General features: G+C 69.5%; 11 protein-coding genes. 2 read left to right on the top strand and 9 right to left on the bottom strand.

Features of this window, described 5'->3' with window-relative positions:
• Nucleotides 1-157 precede the first annotated feature (157 nt).
• Both ACZ4RZ_RS22310 and ACZ4RZ_RS22305 read right to left on the bottom strand, forming a co-directional pair.
• Nucleotides 158-2,089 (bottom strand): acyl-CoA dehydrogenase family protein, encoded by a 1,932-nt coding sequence (locus tag ACZ4RZ_RS22310; protein ID WP_467746904.1) that lies wholly within the window; start codon nt 2,087-2,089, stop codon nt 158-160.
• A gap of 164 nt (nt 2,090-2,253) precedes the next feature.
• Nucleotides 2,254-3,060, bottom strand: coding sequence for a GH12 family glycosyl hydrolase domain-containing protein (locus tag ACZ4RZ_RS22305; protein ID WP_467746902.1), 807 nt, complete (start codon nt 3,058-3,060; stop codon nt 2,254-2,256).
• A gap of 230 nt (nt 3,061-3,290) precedes the next feature.
• On the opposite strand from ACZ4RZ_RS22305, the gene ACZ4RZ_RS22300 reads away from it, so the two are divergent.
• Together ACZ4RZ_RS22300 and ACZ4RZ_RS22295 are read left to right on the top strand one after the other, a co-directional pair.
• Nucleotides 3,291-4,301 carry a LacI family DNA-binding transcriptional regulator gene (locus ACZ4RZ_RS22300; RefSeq protein ID WP_467746900.1) on the top strand — a complete coding sequence of 337 codons (1,011 nt, stop codon included), beginning with the start codon at nt 3,291-3,293 and terminating at the stop codon, nt 4,299-4,301.
• Between the two features lie 217 nt (nt 4,302-4,518).
• On the top strand, nt 4,519-6,567 hold the full coding sequence (locus tag ACZ4RZ_RS22295; RefSeq protein ID WP_467746898.1) for a glycoside hydrolase family 31 protein: 2,049 nt from the start codon (nt 4,519-4,521) through the stop codon (nt 6,565-6,567).
• 51 nt (nt 6,568-6,618) lie between these two features.
• Here ACZ4RZ_RS22295 and ACZ4RZ_RS22290 read toward each other — a convergent pair whose 3' ends face one another.
• The 7 genes from ACZ4RZ_RS22290 to ACZ4RZ_RS22260 all read right to left on the bottom strand — a co-directional run bounded on the left by ACZ4RZ_RS22290 (nt 6,619) and on the right by ACZ4RZ_RS22260 (nt 17,898).
• Nucleotides 6,619-7,332, bottom strand: coding sequence for a glycoside hydrolase family 12 protein (locus ACZ4RZ_RS22290; RefSeq protein WP_467746897.1), 714 nt, complete (start codon nt 7,330-7,332; stop codon nt 6,619-6,621).
• A 35-nt stretch (nt 7,333-7,367) separates the two neighbouring features.
• Nucleotides 7,368-9,671, bottom strand: a complete 2,304-nt coding sequence (locus ACZ4RZ_RS22285; protein ID WP_467746896.1) for a glycosyl hydrolase family 95 catalytic domain-containing protein — start codon at nt 9,669-9,671, stop codon at nt 7,368-7,370.
• The gene (locus ACZ4RZ_RS22280) at nt 9,668-11,674 is read right to left on the bottom strand and encodes a beta-galactosidase (protein WP_467746895.1); all 2,007 of its coding nucleotides are present in this window, start codon (nt 11,672-11,674) and stop codon (nt 9,668-9,670) included. Before ACZ4RZ_RS22280 ends, ACZ4RZ_RS22285 begins: the two co-directional genes overlap by 4 nt.
• On the bottom strand, nt 11,674-13,923 hold the full coding sequence (locus tag ACZ4RZ_RS22275) for a 1,4-beta-glucanase (RefSeq protein WP_467746893.1): 2,250 nt from the start codon (nt 13,921-13,923) through the stop codon (nt 11,674-11,676). The genes ACZ4RZ_RS22280 and ACZ4RZ_RS22275 overlap by 1 nt, the downstream gene beginning before the upstream one ends.
• 260 nt (nt 13,924-14,183) lie before the next feature.
• Nucleotides 14,184-15,131: a carbohydrate ABC transporter permease gene (locus tag ACZ4RZ_RS22270; protein WP_467746892.1), complete on the bottom strand. Its 948-nt coding sequence runs from the start codon at nt 15,129-15,131 to the stop codon at nt 14,184-14,186.
• Entirely contained in the window at nt 15,128-16,192 is a 1,065-nt protein-coding gene (locus tag ACZ4RZ_RS22265; RefSeq protein WP_467746890.1) for an ABC transporter permease, read from the bottom strand. The genes ACZ4RZ_RS22270 and ACZ4RZ_RS22265 overlap by 4 nt, the downstream gene beginning before the upstream one ends.
• A 26-nt stretch (nt 16,193-16,218) precedes the next feature.
• A complete protein-coding gene (locus ACZ4RZ_RS22260) occupies nt 16,219-17,898 on the bottom strand; it encodes an extracellular solute-binding protein (protein ID WP_467746889.1) in 1,680 nt (559 codons plus the stop codon).
• Nucleotides 17,899-18,228 lie beyond the last annotated feature (330 nt).

Raw genomic sequence — 18,228 nt, 5'->3', positions numbered from 1 at the left:
CGTGACTGTATTCTTCCCCGACTCCTTGGCGCATCTGCCGTCCCCGTTCGCCATTCCTTTCATTGTTGACGCACAGCTTCGGTGCGGCAAGCAGGGGAATGGCGAACGGGGCTGGTGTGCATTCCTGTGGAAAAGGTTGCCGAATGGGCGGGTGAGTTCAGCGAATGGGGCGGTGGACGTTCTCCTTCTTCGACGGCCCCGGTGTCGCGTCCGCGATCCAGGGACCTTCACCGGAGGGGTCGATGATGCCCTGCTCCAGCCATTCGTACGTGCCCGACAGGACGCCCTTGACCACCTTGCGGTCGAGGTCGTCGGTGTTGGTCCACAGCCGGGCGAAGAGTTCCTCGACGCGGATGCGGGACTGGCGGCAGAAGGCGTCGGCGAGTTGGTAGGCCTCGCGGCCGTGCTCCCCGGTGGTGCGCAGGAGTTCGGCGCGGACGCAGGCCGCGCTCATCGCGAAGAGTTCGGCGCCGATGTCGACGACCCGGCCCAGGAAGCCCTGCTTGGTCTCCATGCGGCCCTGCCAGCGGGACATGGCGTAGAAGGTGGAGCGGGCGAGCTTGCGCGCACTGCGTTCCACGTACCGCAGGTGCGGGGACAGATCCACCTGCTGGTTGAACTCGTGGTACGAGCGCGGGAGCTGGCCGGCCCCAGCCACCAGCTTCGGCAGCCACTTGGCGTAGAAGACACCTGCGTTCGCGCCCGCCTTCGCCTTGTCCGAGAGGGACTTGTCGGGGTCGATCAGGTCGCCCGCGACAGACAGGTGGGCGTCGACGGCCTCACGGGCGATCAGCAGATGCATGATCTCCGTGGAGCCCTCGAAGATGCGGTTGATGCGCAGGTCGCGCAGGATCTGCTCGGCGGGAACCGCCCGCTCCCCGCGCGCGGCGAGCGACTCGGCGGTCTCGAAGCCGCGGCCGCCGCGGATCTGGACCAGTTCGTCGGCCATCAGCCAGGCCATCTCGGAGCCGTACAGCTTGGCGAGGGCGGCCTCGATGCGGATGTCGTTGCGGTCCTCGTCGGCCATCTGCGAGGACAGGTCGAGGACGGCCTCCAGCGCGAACGTCGTCGCCGCGATGAAGGAGATCTTCGCGCCGACCGCCTCGTGGAAGGCCACCGGCTTGCCCCACTGCTCGCGCGCCGCCGACCACTCGCGGGCGATCTTCAGACACCACTTGCCCGCGCCCACGCACATGGCGGGCAGCGAGAGGCGGCCGGTGTTGAGGGTGGTCAGGGCGATCTTGAGGCCCGCACCCTCCGGGCCGATCCGGTTCGCGGCCGGGACGCGGACCTGGTGGAAGCGCGTGACGCCGTTCTCCAGGCCGCGCAGGCCCATGAAGGCGTTGCGATTCTCGACGGTGACGCCCTCGGAGCCGGCCTCCACCACGAACGCCGTGATGCCGCCCTTGCGGCCCTCGGACTTCGGCACGCGCGCCATGACGACCAGGAGGTCCGCGACGACTCCGTTGGTCGTCCAGAGTTTCACTCCGTCGAGGATGTAGTCCTCGCCGTCCGGTACCGCGGTCGTCGCGAGCCGGGCCGGGTCGGAGCCGACGTCCGGCTCGGTCAGCAGGAAGGCCGTGATGTCGGTGCGGGCACAGCGCGGCAGGAAGGTGTCCTTCTGCTCCTGGGTGCCGAAAAGTTTCAGCGGCTGCGGTACTCCAATCGACTGATGCGCGGAGAGCAGCGCGCCGATCGCGGGGCTCGCGGAGCCGACCAGAGCGAGCGCCTTGTTGTAGTACACCTGGGTGAGACCGAGGCCGCCGTACTTGGTGTCGATCTTCATGCCGAGGGCGCCGATCTCCTTGAGGCCGTCGATGACCTCGTCGGGGATCTGCGCCTCGCGCTCGATGCGGGCCGAGTCGATCTTCGTCTCGCAGAAGTCACGCAGCTTGGCCAGGAACTCCTCGCCACGCTGCGCGTCCTCGTCGGCGGGCAGGGGGTGCGGGTGGATCAGATCGAGCCGGAAGCGGCCGAGGAACAGCTCCTTGGCGAAGCTGGGCTTGCGCCAGCCTTGTTCGCGCGCGGCCTCGGCGACCTGTCGGGCCTCACGTTCGGTGACTGTGGGCTTGTGGGGTGTTGCGGACATGAGGCTCACCTCGCCGCGAATAGGGATCTTGGGCACGTACACCGTTCTTCGGCGCGATCGTTACCGACCGGTGCTACTCGATCGTATGTACCCGATTCAGGGTGTGCCCACCAGTCCTCGCGCAGTGTTCGGCCCATTGCGCACCCCCCGGCTGTCAGCCGATGTCAACCGATGTCAACCGCGTACGACTTCGTGTCGAGCCTCCCGGAGCCACGGAAGACCTCGCTGCCCGACTCGATGCCGGAGAGGTACTTGTCGTTGCTCAATAGTTTGCGACGGACCAGCGCCTGAGTGAAGTCGTCGAGGTCGAGATCGGCCTTGGTGGTGTTCGTGCGGCGGACGAAGGAGTACACCTTCCAGCCGATGTCGCCCTGGTAGATGTCCCACATGGCGCCGCCGAGGCTGACGCTGCCGTACTTGGTGCCGAGAGGCCCCGCGCCGCCCTGCCGGTTGAGCCAGACCATGACTTCGTCGGTGGGCTGGTCCTGCCAGTCCGCGTTGTTCTTGGCGTGCAGCCACAGGTCGTACGCGACGTTCATGGTGCCGGGGTCGGAACTGACCGAGAACTGCCAGCTGGTCCTGACCGGCTTGCGGTCGCCGACCCGGACGGGCAGCCCGGTGGCCGCCCTGTCCACCTTCCAGCCCCAGTGCCAGCCGAGCACCGTACTGGCGTACGACTTCACGGCGTTTTCCTTGCCGGCCTTGCTCGTCCAGGTGTAGCTCGTCCCCCAGCCGATGGTGTCGCCGCTGCGCGAGGTGTCCCAGACGCACTGGGTACCCGTGCCGTCGTCCTGCCCCCAGAGGTTGTTGTTGACGTAGTACTTGCCCATCGTGACGGTGTCGAAGGCACCGCACTTCTTGCTCTCCTCGCCCGCCTGGGCGACAGTGACGCCGGCGGCGGCCGCGAGCGCCACCGAGCTGGCGAGGAGCGCCTTCGCCTTCTTGGACAGGCGCGGTCGACGGTGTTGCATCGGGGGTCCTTCCGGGGAACGGTCTGTGTACGCCCCTCAGTGGCCGCCGCATGGTCAAAGGGTTGCCATGGCTCAGGCGATGGTCATGACGCACTCAAGAATTTAGTTGTCGAAGCGCTTCGACAACCTATGGACACGCCTTCTTCACCGAGCTACTGTCGAGCCACCCTCACTCGCCCTATCCGCAATACGCGCACTGTCGAAGCGCTTCACAAAGCTTGGAGAGCTGGATGGTCACCCTCGCCGAGGTCGCCCAGCACGCCGGAGTCTCGGCGAGCACGGTGAGCTATGTCCTCAGCGGCAAGCGGTCCATCTCCGCGGGCACCCGGCAGCGGGTCGAGCGGAGCATCCAGGAGCTCGGCTACCACCCGAACGCGGGCGCCCGGGCCCTGGCGAGCAGCCGGTCCAACATCATCGCGCTGATGATTCCGCTCCGTACCGACATGTACGTACCCGTGATGATGGAGATCGCCATCGCGGTGGCGACCAACGCCCGCACCCATGGGTACGACGTGCTGCTGCTCACCGGCGAGGAGGGTCCCGACGCGGTACGCCGGGTCACCGGCAGCGGGCTCGCCGACGCGATGATCCTGATGGACGTCGAACTCGACGACGAGCGGCTGCCGTTGCTGCGCGAGACGGATCAGCCGTCCGTGCTCATCGGGCTGCCCGCCGACACCTCCGGGCTGACCTGCGTCGACCTCGACTTCGGCGCGACGGGAGCCCTGTGCGCCGAACATCTGGCGATCCTCGGCCACCGTGACATCGCTGTCATCGGCGAGGCGCCCGCGGTCTACGAACGCCACACCGGCTTCGCCGAGCGCACCCTCGACGGACTCCGGTCCCGCTCCCGGGAGTTGGGCCTGCGCGTGCTGCACCGCCCCTGCGAGGGCGGGTACGACGCGATGGCCGTGACCCTCGCCCGGATCCTCGACGAGCGCCCGGGCACCACGGGCTTCGTCGTGCAGAACGAGTCCGCGGTCGAGTCGCTGCTCGCGCTGTTGCGCCAGCAGGGCCGCGCCGTGCCCGAGGACGTGTCGGTGATCGCGATCTGCCCGGACCAGGTCGCCACGCAGGCCTCGGTGCGGCTGACCTCGGTGGCCATCCCCGCGCAGGAGATGGGCCGGTACGCCGTGGAGCATCTGATCGCCAAGCTCGAAGGGCACGGCAAGGACGAAGTCGTGCTGATCGCACCCGAGTTGACGGTACGGGCGAGCACGGGCCCGGCGCCGGCCGCCTGACATACGGCGCCCTGCCGCGACGCCTGCCGTGGGGCATCGCGCACCACGCCGCGCACCACGCGGTACGCCCCGCCGTGAGGCGCCGTACACCGAGCCGTACGCCCTCCCGGGGCCCGGCGCGGACGAGTCACGCCCTCGTGTGAGGGCACCACCCCGTCCCGGCCCGCCAGAGCCGCGCCGGGTCACTTCGCCACTCCTTCTCCCAGGAGCACCCCACGTGAATCAGCCTGCCGAAAACCAGCCCCAAGGCACAGTCAGCCTCGCGCAGTCCTCCCCGACCGTCGGTACATTCCGCGAGCGGGACGGCGCGCTGGAGTGGAGCGGCCGTACGGAGACCGTACGCATCGAGCCCTGGGGTCCGGACGCGGTCCGCGTCCGGGCGCGGCTCGGCGGCCCGGTCCTGGAGAACCTCCCGGGCGCGCTGCTGGACGAGCCGCCGGCCACCGAGAGCACCGTCAAGATCGAGGGCGGAGAAGGCCGGTTGACGGTCGGCGCGCTGACCGTTCTGGTGACCGCCGAGGGGCTCGTCCGCTTCGTCCGCACCGCCGACGGCGGCGAACTCCTCGCCGAGGAGCGCGCCCACTTCTGGTGGCCCGGCTCGCGCCTGTACACCCCGACCGGCAACGGGCACCACCGCCTGGAGCAGCGGTTCGCCGCGTACGAGGACGAGAAGCTGTACGGCCTCGGGCAGCACCAGCACGGGCTGCTCGACCAGAAGGGCGCGGTCCTGGACCTGATCCAGCGCAACGCCGAGGTGACCGTCCCGGTGCTCGTCTCCAGCCGGGGTTACACCCTCCTGTGGAACAACCCGGCCATCGGCCGTGTGGAACTCGCGGGCAACGGCACCCGCTGGGTCGCCGACTCGGCCCGCCAGTTCGACTACTGGATCACGGCGGGCGCCCCGGCCGACGCCCAGCGCCGCTACAGCGCCGCCACCGGCCGTACGCCGATGCTGCCCGAGTGGGCGGCCGGTTTCTGGCAGTGCAAGCTGCGCTATCGCACGCAGGACGAACTCCTGGAGGTGGCCCGCGAGTACAAGCGCCGGGGCCTGCCCCTGTCCGTCATCGTCTGCGACTTCTTCCACTGGACCCACCTGGGCGAGTGGAAGTTCGACCCGGCGGAGTGGCCGGACCCGGCGGCGATGCAGCGGGAGCTCACCGAACTCGGCGTCAAGCTGGTCGTGTCCGTCTGGCCGTCGGTCTCGCCGCTGTCCGAGAACCATCAGCTCATGGAGCAGCGCGGCTACTTCATCGGCACCGAGTACGGTCCCATGGCGCACGCCGACTGGCCCGACAAGGAGGTCGCGTCCACGGTCCAGGTGGCCTTCTACGACGCGACGAACCCCGAGGCGCGCGACTTCCTCTGGTCGCGTGTGAAGGACAACTACCTCGATCCGTACGGGATCGACGCCTTCTGGCTGGACGCCTGCGAGCCGGAGCTGAAGCCGGGCTTCTCAGAGAATCTGCGCTACTACGCGGGCCCGGGGCTGGAGGTGGGCAATCTCTATCCCCGCGAGAACGCCCGCACCTTCTACGAGGGCATGCTGGCCGCCGGCGAGACCGAGGTCGTCACCCTCAACCGCTCGGCGTGGGCGGGCAGTCAGCGCTACGGCGCCGCCCTGTGGTCCGGCGACATCGGCACCGACTTCGCGACCCTGCGCCGCCAGATCGCCGCCGGCCTCAACACGGCGCTCTCCGGAATCCCGTGGTGGAACACCGACATCGGCGGCTTCCACGGCGGCGACCCGGACGACCCGGAATACCGCGAGGTCATGGTCCGCTGGTTCCAGTTCGGCGCGCTGTCCCCGCTGATGCGCCTGCACGGCTTCCGCGACCCGGGCATGCCGCTCGGCCCCGACATGACCGGCGGCCCGAACGAGGTCTGGTCGTACGGCGAGGAGGCAGGCGCCGTACTGGAGAAGTACCTGCGGCTGCGCGAGCGCCTGAAGCCCTACGTGCTGGAGGTGATGCGGGAGGCCCACGAGGAGGGTCTGCCGGTGATGCGACCGCTGTTCCTGGAGTTCCCGGACGACCAGGCGACCTGGTCCGTGGACGACTCGTATCTCTTCGGCCGCGATCTGCTGGTCGCACCGGTGCTCACGGCGGGCGCGACGGCCCGCACGGCATACCTCCCGGCGGGCGCGTACTGGACGGACGCGTGGACGGGTGAGACGTACGACGGGGGCGCGGCCGTGACCGTCGACGCCCCGCTGGACCGCATCCCGCTGTTCCTGCGGGACGGGGCGCGGCTGCCCGTGGCCGAATAGGCGAGTGCGGCCGGTCCCCCGCAGGGCACCGGCCGCACGCTCATCTCCGGATCAACTGCTGCTGACCGTCAGGTTGTTGGTGGCGAAGTCGAGGCCGCCCGAGGACGAGGTGATCTCGAAGCCGAACTGCACGTCACCGATGGTCTCGTTGCCGAACCAGCCCTTGGTGTCCTTGATCCACTTCAGGATCGGCAGGACGTTCACCGTGCCGGAGCTGGAGTTCGAGGTGCGCACGAACGAGAAGACCTCGTTGGCACCGTTGTTGCCCTTGTAGACGGTCCAGGTGTGACCGCCCAGCGTCACATTGCCCTGCGAGGTGCCGAGGGGTCCGACGGCTCCGGTCTTGTTGACCCAGAGCATGATCTCGTAGTCGTAGTCGGTGTCCCAGATGTCGTACGACGTGTTGTACGCGCCGGACGACGGGACCGTGACGTTGTAGCTGCTGGAGAGCGAGCCGAGTGAGGTGATCGACTTGTTGATCACCTTCTTGGAGTTGGGGTAGGACTTGATGCCGCCGGTGTTCGGGTGGTCCGCCCACACTCCCCAGTTGGTCCCTGAGTTGGCCCAGATGCACTGGCTGCCGGCGCCGGAGCCCCAGATGTTGTTGTAGAGCGTGTAGCCGTTCAGGGTTGTGTTGCCCCATTGGTCGCACGAGTTCCAGACGGCGGCCTGGGCGGGGGCGGAGGCGAGGCCGATGGTGGCGCCCAGCGCGAGGGCGGGGGCGAGCATCGCCGTGGTGATCCTGCTCAGCGTGCGTGTTGCCATGGTGTCCCTTCCATGGGTGGGGGGAGTTGCGGGGGTTACCACGCCCGCAGGGTGAGGACGTGGTCCTCTCCGGCGACGAGGTCGAGCGGTTCGGCGCCGAGGGAAGTCCGGACTTCGATGCGGTGGCTACGGGTCGGGCGTATGACCGCGGTGGCTTCTTGCGGGCTCCAAACGAGGTCGAGCTCCGCCCCGAACCGTGTACGGATGCCCCGTAGCCGACCCGTGGGGTAGGCCGCCGGAAGCGCGGGCAGCAGGACCAGCCGGTCGGGTGTCGACTGGACGAGCATCTCGATCAGCACGGCGGGCAGCGTGTGGGCGGCGTCCGCGTTGTAGACGTGCCGGTTCGGGTAGTGCCCGCTCATCAGGGAGACGTGGAAGAAGTTCCCGCACAGGACGTTGTCCAGGGCCGCCGCCACCCGTTCCCCGTCCCTCAGCCGGGCCGCCACCAGGGCGTGGTGGAGGTGGCCGTGCGCGGAGTCGTTCTCGGCGCCGCGCAGTTCGAGCGCGCGATGGGCCGCCCCGGCGAGATCCGGGGTGTCGTACGGGTTGATCTCGTCGAGCGGCCAGACGCCGTAGAGGTGGCTGAGATGGCGGTGGTCGTAGGTGTCGTCGAGACCGGGCCAGGCCCACTCCGCCAGCGCGCCCTCGGCGTTGACCCGGTGCGGCGGCAGCCGCTCGGCGAGCGCGCGCCAGCGTTCGGCGTCGGGACCGGGATGGTACGCGGCTGCCGTGCGCAGGGCGTGGCGGGCCGCGGAGAGGTCCATCGCGGCGTTGAGGGTGACCCAGCTCGCGTTCGCGGGGCGGTTCTCCGGGGAGTACGACGGCACGATCACGAGGTGGCCGCCGTCGTCGGTGCGGGTGAGGAAGTCCTCGTAGAAGCAGGCCACTTCGGCCAGGGCTTCTCCGAGGCGCGGGTCGCGTGCGCCACGCGTCTCGTCGTGGTCCACGAGGGGCTTCAGGAGCCAGTCGGCGCCTGCGGTCCACACGTGCAGGGGGTACTCGCGACCGAGGTGGTAGATGTGCCCGGACTCGCCGTCGGTGTGCGCGGGGGCCACGACACCTCGCGCGCCGAAGATCGCCCGGGCGTTGTCGCGCCAGTGGGGCAACTGGCCGTGGATCAGGGCGGCATGGGCCTCGGTGACCTCCGGGAGCGCGGCCGCCGCGGCCGAGGCCGTCTGGAGGTTGAGGTTGGCGTCCGTGGTGAACGCCCCGGACCAGGCGGTGTCCCAGTCGCCCGTCCACAGTCCGGTGAGCCGTGGCGGCAGCGCCCCGGCGGACGACAGCAGGTGGTAGCGACCGGCCGCGAAGAGCCGCTCCAGGAGAGCAGGGCTCTTGGGGCGGTGGACCAAGTCCGAGCCGGGCAGGGCACGTTCGGCGGCGTCGGCGCGCAGGTCGAGAGCGGTACGGAGGTAGGCCGGACGGTGGAGGGCGGTGTGGCGGGCCAGCAGGTGGGTGTACGCGGCATCGTCGGAGTCGGAGTCGGAGTCGGCTTCGGTGTCGGCTTCGGCGTAGGTGTCGGCCTCGGCGTAGGCGTCGGCTTCGGCGTCGACTCGGCCGGCGGCTTGGCCGACGTCCTGGGGCAGCAGGGCGCGCAGCGCGCGGGCCTCGGTCAGCGCGTCGAGTTCGCCCGCATGCCGCCGTACCCGGGTGAGCAGGAGCAGCGAGCGCGCGCCCTCGACCCCTACGCCGGGCAGGGCGGTCCGAGTCCGGCCGCCCGTGACCACGACGAGCGTCACCCCCGTGTACGCCAGGTCACTGCCCGGATAGCGGGCACGCAGGGTGAGGAGTGCGCCCTCGGGGGTGAGGACGGCACTGTGCCCCACCGTCAAGTCGGCGGGAGCGCCCGGCAGTCGGTGGTCGAGGGACACGTCGACGGTGAGGTCGGACTCGGTCACGTGCTGGACGACGACGTCGTCGGCGCGGGAGACGAAGACCTCGCTGCGCCAGCTGCCGCACTCGGCGCCGACGACCCCGGTGGTGAAGTCGACCTCGCGCCGGTACGAGCGCCACTCCGCGGCCGGTCGGCGCAGCCGCACCTGGAAGGCGGGGTGGAAGGGCTGTACCCAGAGCAGCGGCCGCCCGTCGGTGAAGGCCTCCCCCGCCGTGACGTCCCCTGCCAGCAGCCGGTCCTGTACGTCGGCGAGCCGGTCGGCGAGAGCGGGCGGACGCGCGTGCTCGCTGCCGTTCGGCCGGACCAGACTGTGATGATTGACGATGACCCGGTCGCTGTTCGGATCACCGAACACCATGGCGCCGTGTGTACCGTTCCCGCTCAGGAAGGCGTCCTCCCAGCGGGCTGCGGGCAGCGGCTCCCACGTGCCGTGGACCGGCGCGCTCATGGGGCCGGCTCCAGCACGACGACGCCGTACCGGTCCAGCTCCACGGCCTCCGCCACGTCGGCACCGGTGAGCAGGTCACGATGGCGTCCGGGCACCGAAACGGCGACCCGGTCCCGCCCGTGATGGAGGAGGAAGAGCAGCCCGCCACGACGTACGGCCTCCACCCCGGCGGGAAGGCCGTCGAGCGGCGGCCGCACACCCGCCTCCTCCGCGATCCCGGCCAGCAGGGCGCACAGCGCCTCGGGCTCGGGAAGGGTGGACAGGTACCAGGCGCCGCCCTTACGGAGCACGGCCGGCAGCCCGTCCAGCTCGCCGCCCTTGTACACCGCCTCCGCGACGGCGTCCCCGGCCGCCTCGATCTCCTCGGACCACAGTGTGCCCCGGAAGCCGTCGCACTCGGCGGTCTCCCCCGCGTCCAGCGGCCACCACTCGTGCAGCGTGCGGATTCCGAACAGGTCGCGCAGACGAGCGTCCATGCCGCCGGGGCGAATCCGGTCGTCCTCGTCGGCGACGCCGCTGAGGAAGCCGCAGACGAGGGTGCCGCCTCCTCGTACGTACGCCAGGAGGTTGTCGATCGCCGCGTCCGTGAGCAGGTACAGCTGCGGTACGACGACGAGCCGGTACGCGGAGAGGTCGTGCTCGGGGTGCGCGAAGGCCGTGGTGAGGTGGGCCTGCCACAGGGCGCGGTGCCAGGCGCGTACGACCTCGGGGTAGTCGACCTCGCGGGAGAGGCGGCCGTCCTGCGCGCCGGCCCACCAGGAGTTCCAGTCGTGCAGGATCGCGATGTCGGAGGTGGGCCGAGTGCCCGCGACTTCGCCGCCGATGAGGGCGAGTTCGGCACCGAGCTGCTTGACCTCCTGGAAGGTGCGGCCCCGCTCCCCCGCGTGGGGGACCATCCCCGAGTGGAACTTCTCCGCGCCCTGCCGGGACTGCCGCCACTGGAAGTAGCAGACGGCATCGGCGCCGCGCGCCACGGCCTGGAGGGACCAGAGGCGGTTGAGGCCGCGCGGCTTGGGGTGGTTCACACCGCGCCAGTTGACCGGTCCGGCCGCCTGCTCCATGAGCATCCAGGGGCCGCCCGCCGCCTGGGAGCGCGTCATGTCCTGGATGAACGCGCCGTTCTGGGCGCCGAAGGGGTCACGCGGATCCGGATAGATGTCGACGGAGACGACATCCTCCTCCGCGGCCCACTTCCAGGCGTCCTGGCCCACCCACATCGGCATGAAGTTGCTGGTGACAGGGATGTCCGGGGTGTGCCGGCGGACGATGTCGCGCTCGGCGCGGTAGCACTCCAGGAGCATGTCGGAGGTGAAGCGTTTGAAGTCGAGCACCTGCGTCGGGTTCTTCATGTAGTGCGCGTGGCGCGGCGGGAGAACCTCGTGCCAGCCGTCGTAGCCCTGACCCCAGAAGGCCGTTCCCCAGGCCTCGTTGAGGGTCTCGATCGTGCCGTACTTGTCCTGGAGCCAGCGGCGGAAGCCGGCGGCCGCCTCGTCTCCGTAGTCGAAGGTGCAGTACTCGTTGTTGATGTGCCACAGGGTGAGGGCCGGGTGGCTGCCGTAGCGGGCGGCCAGATCCTCGGTGATGGCGGCGGCGTAGCGGCGGTAGACGGCGCTGGAGTGCGAGAAGTGCTGGCGGGAGCCCCACCACTCGGTGCGCCCTTCCTCGTCCCGGGGCAGCGTCTCGGGGTGCAGGCGGCCCATCCAGGGCGGGGGCGAGGAGGTGGACGTGGCGAGGACGACACCGATGCCGTTCGCGTGCATCAGGTCCATCAGCCGGTCGAGCCAGCCGAACTCCCGTGCACCCGGACGTGGTTCGAGCTTCGCCCAGGAGAAGACACCGACGGTGACGGAGTTGACGCCGGCCTCCTTCATGAGGCGTGCGTCCTCGTGCCAGGTCTCCTCGGGCCACTGCTCGGGGTTGTAGTCGCCGCCGAAGAGGACGCGGCCGCGGGTGGCGTCGGCGAGACTCGGTCCCTCGGTCTTCCGTTCCTTGTGCGCGGGCATCAGACGGGCTCCCCGCACTGGATGCCGCGCCCGTTCGTGCCGAGGTAGACCCTGCCGTACACGCGCGGGTCGCCGGTGATGACCTCGCCGATCCAGCCCCATTGGTGGGCGTCGTCGTTGATCCGGACCCAGGTCCTCGCCTCGTCGTCGGAGCGGTGGACGGCGGTGATGGTCTCGGTCGAGCCGACCTGATAGATCGCCGGGTAGTCCGCGCCGTCGGCGGCTTTGCCGAAGCCGAGGGTGTACGAGGCCCAGCAGCTGGTGACCTTGTCGAAGCCGACGCCCCCGTCGGTGGACCGGTAGAGCCCGTTCCACTTCACGCTCAGCCACAGGTCACCGGAGCGTCCGGGCGCCGCGGCCAGCTGGAACTGACTGTCGCCGGAGGGCAGTCCGACCGCACGGGCCGTGAAGGAACCGCCACTGTCAGTGCTGGCGAATAGTGTTCCCGTGTCGGTGTCGTACGCGTAGAAGAGCGTCGGGTCGGCCGGGTCGGCGACCGGCGTGGCGCCCTTCGGGAAGGAGGAGACCTCGGACCAGGTCGCGCCGTTGTCCGTCGAGCGCTGCGCCGCGTACTTCGTGCCGTCCCAGTGCACGAACGACCACAGCAGGGTGCTGCCGTCGGCGCTGGTGGCGATCGGCCCCGGTGCGCTCTTGGCGATGTCGGGCTGGACCGCGAAGGGCGCCCAGGTCTGCCCGCCGTCGTTCGAGTAAGCACCGTTGCCGTTGTCGCCCCAGCCCGCGCGGACGACGTACGACGGCTTGGCCGCTGCCTGCGCGAGTCCCGTCGCCGACCCGAACACGGGGTTCGTCGCCATGCCACGCGACGGAGACGCCGTGAGCCGCTCGTGGTACATCACGCCGATGTCCCCGAGTCCGCTGATCAGATGCGCCTCCCCGGCCGGGGGCGAGATCAGCCGGCGCACGGCCGTCTCCTCCAGACCGCGGATCTGGGGCGCCCAGCGCTTGAGGTCGCGGGTGCCGTAGAGAGTCGCGCCGGTCCCGTACACGACGTGCTTCGAGTCGTACGGGTCCACGGCGACGGCCTGGATCCACCAGCCGAACTTGGGCTGGTCGCCACCCCAGTCGAGGAAGGGAGTCTCGGACACGTCGAACACAGCAACGTCCTTGAGCGACGTCCAGGTACGGCCACCGTCGGTGGTCCGGAACACCGTGTCGCCGTCCGCCCAGCGGTTGTTGGTGGACACGACGAGGGTGCCCGCGCGGCAGGCGTCGACGGCGACACCGCCGTAGGCGAAGGTGTCCGCGGACCCTCCCCCACTACTGAACGTGTGGGCGGTGCCCCCAGCCGTGGTGCCCCCCGGCTCCACCGGGGTCACGTCGGTCCACGTGCCGGTGGTGGTGCGCAGCTTGTGCACACTGCCGTCGGACTGGCCGTTGGGCCCGGGTGCGTTGCCGTAGGTCACGTACAGCTCGCGGGTGTGCGTGTCGTACGCGGCGCGGAGCGGGACCTTGGCTGAGGTGCCGGACGGCTGCCCGGGTACGGCCTCCCAGATCGTGCCGTCGGCTGTGCGGTACAGGTTCGCCGTGCCCGCGGTTCCGTCGCCGTCGCCCCAGCCCGCGTAGACGGCGCGCCCGGCCGCGACGAGGAAGGTGACGCCCTGCCCGGAGGAGCTCGCGGTCGCCGGGAAGGCGGTGACGGCCGCCCAAGTGGCCCCCCGGTCCGTGGACTTGAGCAACCCGTCGTGCCGGGTGCCCAGCCACAGTGTGTCGCTGTCGCGCGGATCGACGAGCAGCCGTTCCCCGGCTCCCCGCCCGTCCTCGTTGGCGCCGAGCTTCACGGACAGATCGGTACGCGTCCAGGTGGCACCGCGGTCCTCTGAGCGCAGGACGGCGCCGTTGCCCGCCCACGACTGGGCGTAGGTGCCGAGGGCGGCGTACAGCCGGTCGGGGTGCGCGGGGTCGACGGCGAGCGCCTCGACGCCGAGGAGGTTCCAGTCGTCCCAGCCGAGGTGGTCGGTGAGCGGCGTCCAGCGGGCGGCCCGGTCGTCCCAGCGGTAGGCACCGCCGATGTCGGTGCGGGCGTAGGCGAGACCGCGTACGGCGGGGTGGAAGAGAACGCCGGTGACGAAGCCGGTGCCGCCGATGACGGCGTTGCGCCAGCGGTACTGCGCAGTGGCGGTGGCTTCGGCGGCGTGCGCCTGGGACCCCAGGGCGGGGGCGGTGGTGAGTGCGGCCGTGGCGGCGGTCCCGGCGAGAACGGCTCGTCTGCTGAGGCGGGGTGTGCGCATGACATGCCTCGTTCTGGGAGAGGGGGCGAGGGGGAGCGAGGGGCGCCCTGTGACAGGGGTGAACGGCAAGCCCCGTCAGGGGCGCGGGGGAACTGCGCGACCAGCCGCGTCGGACCCGCAGGTCACGGACGGCAGGCAGTTCACGAACCCGCCTTTCCGGCCGGCCCCGAGGAGCGGAGCGTTGGGCCCGCCACGGCCGACCGCTGATCAGGAGCAGGTCGGCCGCGGCGGAGTAGAGGGGCACAGAAGGCTGGCGCAAGTCAGCCCTTGACCGCGCCCGTGAGCATGCCCTTCTTGAAGTGCCGCTGGACGAACGGCGAGAGAATCGCGACCGGCAGCAGCGCCATGACCATCACGGCCATCTGGATGGCGAGCGGCGACAACTGCCCGGTGTTGATCTGGGTCGCGAGGCCGACGGGACGTTCCTGCTTCTGCACCAGCTGGATCATGACGTTCTGCAGCGGCATCATGTCCTGGTCGGTGAGATAGATGGAGGCGTTGAACCAGGCGCTCCAGTACCCGACCGCGTAGAAGAGCGAGATCACCGCGAGCACGGCCCGGGAGAGCGGCATCACGATCTTCCACAGGATGCGCCAGTCGCCCGCACCGTCGATGCGCGCGCTGTCGATGAGTTCCGGCGAGATCCCCATGAAGAATGAGCGCAGCACCAGGATGTTGAAGACGCTCACCGCGCTGGGGAGGATCAGCGCGAGGTAGGTGTCGGTGAGGCCGAGGGCCTGCACCAGCAGATACGTCGGGATGAGGCCCGCGCCGAAGAACATCGTGGCGAGCAGCAGCATCAGCAGCCAGCGGTGTCCGAGCGATCCGATGCGCGAGAGGCCGTACGCGCACAGGACCGAGACGGCCATGCTGAACAGGGTGCCGACGAGCGTCACGCCCAGGCTGACCATGGCGGCACGCTGGACCTGGCCGCCGGTGAGCAGTTCCTGGTAGGCGACGAAGGTGATGCCCTTGGGGATCACCACCAGACCGCCGGCCGCGTCGATGGTCTTCCTCGACTGGAGGCTGGTGACGATGACGATCCAGAGCGGGAAGAGGATCGCGAAGGCGGCCAGGGTGAGGGCGAGGCCCTTGCCCGCGAGGCCCGCCTTGCTCGGCTCCTCCTCCCAGGGCGGCCGGGGCGGGGCGGCCCACCGGCTCGGCCTGCCGGAGAGTTCGGCGGCGGGCTTGTCGATGACGGCGGTCATTTCTTGTACACCCCCTGCTCACCCATGAGGTGGGCGACCTTGTTGGCGGTCAGGACGAGCCCCAGGCCGACGATGCCCTTGATGAGTCCGGCGGCGGCGGCGTAACTGAAGTCCTGGTTGCGGATGCCGTTCCACCAGACATAGGTGTCGAGGACTTCGGAGGCTCCGGGGCCCACGGAGTCGCGCTGGAGCAGCAGTTGCTCGAAGCCGACGGTGAGTGCGTCGCCGACGCGGAGCACCAGGAGCAGGGCGATCACCGGACGCAGCGCGGGCAGCGTGACGTGCCACATCCGCCGCCAGCGCCCGGCGCCGTCCATCGCGGCGGCCTCGTACTGGTCGTTCGAGACGGAGGACAGGGCCGCGAGGAAGACGATGATGCCCCAGCCCGCGTCCTTCCAGACGCCCTCGGCCGTCACCAGGAACTTGAAGATCCCCGGGTCGGTCATCAGGTCGATGCCCTTGTGCCCGTGTTGCCGCAGGGTCTGCGCGATGATGCCCGCGCCGCCGAAGATCTGCTGGAAGACGGTGACGACGAGGACCCACGAGAAGAAGTGCGGGAGATACATGATCGCCTGGGCGACCGCCCGGACCCGGGGCCTGACCACGCTGTTGATCAGCAGCGCGAGCAGGATGGGGATCGGGAAGTACAGCACCAGCTGGAGGAAGAACAGCACGAAGGTGTTCTGCACCGCGTGCCAGAAGGCCGAGTCCGCGAAGATCCGCTGGAAGTTCTCGAAGCCGACCCAGGGACTCTCGAACATGGCGACGAAGCCGTTGTCGCTCAGGTACGGGTCGTAGTCCTGGAAGGCGACGACATTGCCCAGGACCGGTATGTAGGTGAAGACGAGGACCAGCGCGACAGCCGGCAGCGTCATCAGGATCAGGGTGCGGTCGCGTCTGAACCGGAGGCGGAAGCTCAGCCTCCCGGCCCGCCTGTCGGCCCGTTTTCCGGCCGGCCTCCCCGCGGCCTTCGCGCCGCTCCCGCCGGGCGAATCCTCGCCCGGCGCCTTCTTGCTCGTCTTCGCCCCGGCCCTGCTCCGAGGCACCGTGCTGTGGGACACGGCCTTCTCCTTGCCTCAGCCCTGGGTCACTTGGCCGACGAGCCGTTGTCGTCGAGCAGCTTCTTGTACCAGGCGCGCAGGTCGTCGCCGCCCTTCTGCTTCCAGTCGGACACGGCCTGCTGCATGTCGCTGATCTTCTTGCGGCCACGGACGATGTCGTCCTCCAGCTGCTCGAAGTCGTTGGCGAGGTTGGTCCAGCGGTTGGGCTCGGTGACGGTCAGGCCGTAGAAGGAGGACTTCTTCGTGAAGGCGCCCATCCGCTGCTGCCATTCGACCTGGAGCTTGGCGATCACCGGCAGATCGGGGTGGGCGAGGTACGCGGCCGGGTCACCGGTGTAGTCGTAGGCGCCGTTGACCTCGTTGGTGCCCTTGGTGGTCTTGGTGGGCAGGCCCTTCTTCAGCGTGTAGTCGGTGCCCTCGACGCCGTAGACCGTGAGCATGTACTCCTTGGTGCCGTACGGCGCGGCGCAGTAGTTGGCGAGCGCGAGGAAGTCCTTGATCTGCTGCTTCGACGCCGTCTTGCTGACGAAGGTGAAGATGTTCGAGGGCTGGACCGCCCACAGCGTGGGGTCGCCCCCGTCGTGGCCGAAGATGTCCATGGCGGCCATCTCGAAGTCGGCCTTCTGGGTCAGCTGTTCGGCGGTCGAGCCGTACCAGTAGGAGAGGTTGCCGTTGAAGACGAGGACCTGGCCCGCGGTGAAACGGTTGGACGCGTCACCCTTGACCGCCTTGGCGTCGGGGTGGACGACACCGGCCGCGTACAGCTTCCGCGTCCACTCCAGGGCTTCGAGGTACTCGTCCGTCTCGATGCGGTTGATCAGCTTGCCGCCGTCCAGGTTCCACCACAGCGCCTTGTCGCTGCCGGGCAGCACGCCGAACATGTTGAAGGCGGTCCACTTCAGGTCGTCACAGGCCCAGACCTTCGACTTGGCGTCGGTGGCCTCCTTGGCCCAGGACAGGAACTCGTCCGCCGACTTGGGGAGTTGGTACCCCTTCTTCTCGAAGAGGTCCTTGCGGTAGAAGGGCGCGATGTCGGTGACGTACGACGCGGGCATCGGGATCGCGCGCAGCTTCCCGCCGAAGATGGCGCGCTGCCAGGCGTCGGTGGGGACGGCCGCGAGGTTCGGGTAGTCCTTGACCTTGTCGCCGGACAGGTAGGGGCCGAGATCGGCGAACTTGGCGTTGATGGCGCTGGGTATCTTGCCCATCAGGTTCCAGCCGGGGACGACCACCGCGTCCGGGATGTCGCTGGAGGCGAGGATCGCGCCCAGCTTCTCGTCGTAGGTGTTGCCGTCCTGGTTCTGCCAGGTCACATCGATGCCTGCGGCCTCATTCATGGCCTGGTAGTACGCGTTGTCGTTGGACGGCGGCGTGCCCCACAGCGGCGCCATGATCTTCAGCTTGCCGCCGCTGCCCAGCTTCTTCGGGACCGACGTCTGCAGCCCGCTCAGGTCGATCGCCTGGGTGAAGCCCGCCGCCGACCCGTTCTTCGCCGGGATGTCGGGCGTCACGACGCTCGACGCCACGAACGTCGGAAGGATCTTCTGCGCGTCCTTCCCGGAGGTGGTGCCGTCCTTGCTGCCGTCGTTCCCGCCGCCACAAGCGGCGAGCAGCGGCATTCCGCCGGCCACGGCGGCCGCGGCGACCGCCGTGGAGGCGAGGAAGCTTCTCCGGCTGGGGGCGGAGGTGGCGGAGTTCGGCGTCATTGCGTCAACCCTTCATGGCGCACAGCAGGACACCCGGCGGTTCAGCCGTCGGCTGCGGTGTCTTGAGTGGAACTGGCCGAGCTGAAGCGGTCCTCGGAGGATTGCGCCCTCCGGAGAGGGCCCTCCGTCAGTCGAAGCGCTTCGATGTTGCTGCGAGGTTAAGTGAACACCTGGGGGTGCACAAGAGTCGATTCCAAGATTCCCCGGAGGTGTCGCGTCACCAGGGCACCCCTTCAGGCACTTGAAATCACGGCGAGCAAACCCAGTTGTTGCACCGAGGTGTCTTGACACCCACCCCTCGGTCGAATGAGCATCGAAGCGCTTCGAAAG

Source organism: Streptomyces sp. NPDC027189, assembly GCF_055566975.1.
Note: the sequence above shows the minus strand (reverse complement) of the source record. Positions and strands in the feature narration are given on the sequence as shown.

What these genes read in the sequence shown, in the direction of transcription:
- ACZ4RZ_RS22310 (WP_467746904.1), bottom strand. Translation starts at nt 2,089, where the DNA reads ATGTCCGCAACACCCCACAAGCCCACAGTCACCGAACGTGAGGCCCGA.
- ACZ4RZ_RS22305 (WP_467746902.1), bottom strand. Translation starts at nt 3,060, where the DNA reads ATGCAACACCGTCGACCGCGCCTGTCCAAGAAGGCGAAGGCGCTCCTC.
- ACZ4RZ_RS22300 (WP_467746900.1), top strand. Translation starts at nt 3,291, where the DNA reads ATGGTCACCCTCGCCGAGGTCGCCCAGCACGCCGGAGTCTCGGCGAGC.
- ACZ4RZ_RS22290 (WP_467746897.1), bottom strand. Translation starts at nt 7,332, where the DNA reads ATGGCAACACGCACGCTGAGCAGGATCACCACGGCGATGCTCGCCCCC.
- ACZ4RZ_RS22285 (WP_467746896.1), bottom strand. Translation starts at nt 9,671, where the DNA reads ATGAGCGCGCCGGTCCACGGCACGTGGGAGCCGCTGCCCGCAGCCCGC.
- ACZ4RZ_RS22280 (WP_467746895.1), bottom strand. Translation starts at nt 11,674, where the DNA reads ATGCCCGCGCACAAGGAACGGAAGACCGAGGGACCGAGTCTCGCCGAC.
- ACZ4RZ_RS22275 (WP_467746893.1), bottom strand. Translation starts at nt 13,923, where the DNA reads ATGCGCACACCCCGCCTCAGCAGACGAGCCGTTCTCGCCGGGACCGCC.
- ACZ4RZ_RS22270 (WP_467746892.1), bottom strand. Translation starts at nt 15,131, where the DNA reads ATGACCGCCGTCATCGACAAGCCCGCCGCCGAACTCTCCGGCAGGCCG.
- ACZ4RZ_RS22260 (WP_467746889.1), bottom strand. Translation starts at nt 17,898, where the DNA reads ATGACGCCGAACTCCGCCACCTCCGCCCCCAGCCGGAGAAGCTTCCTC.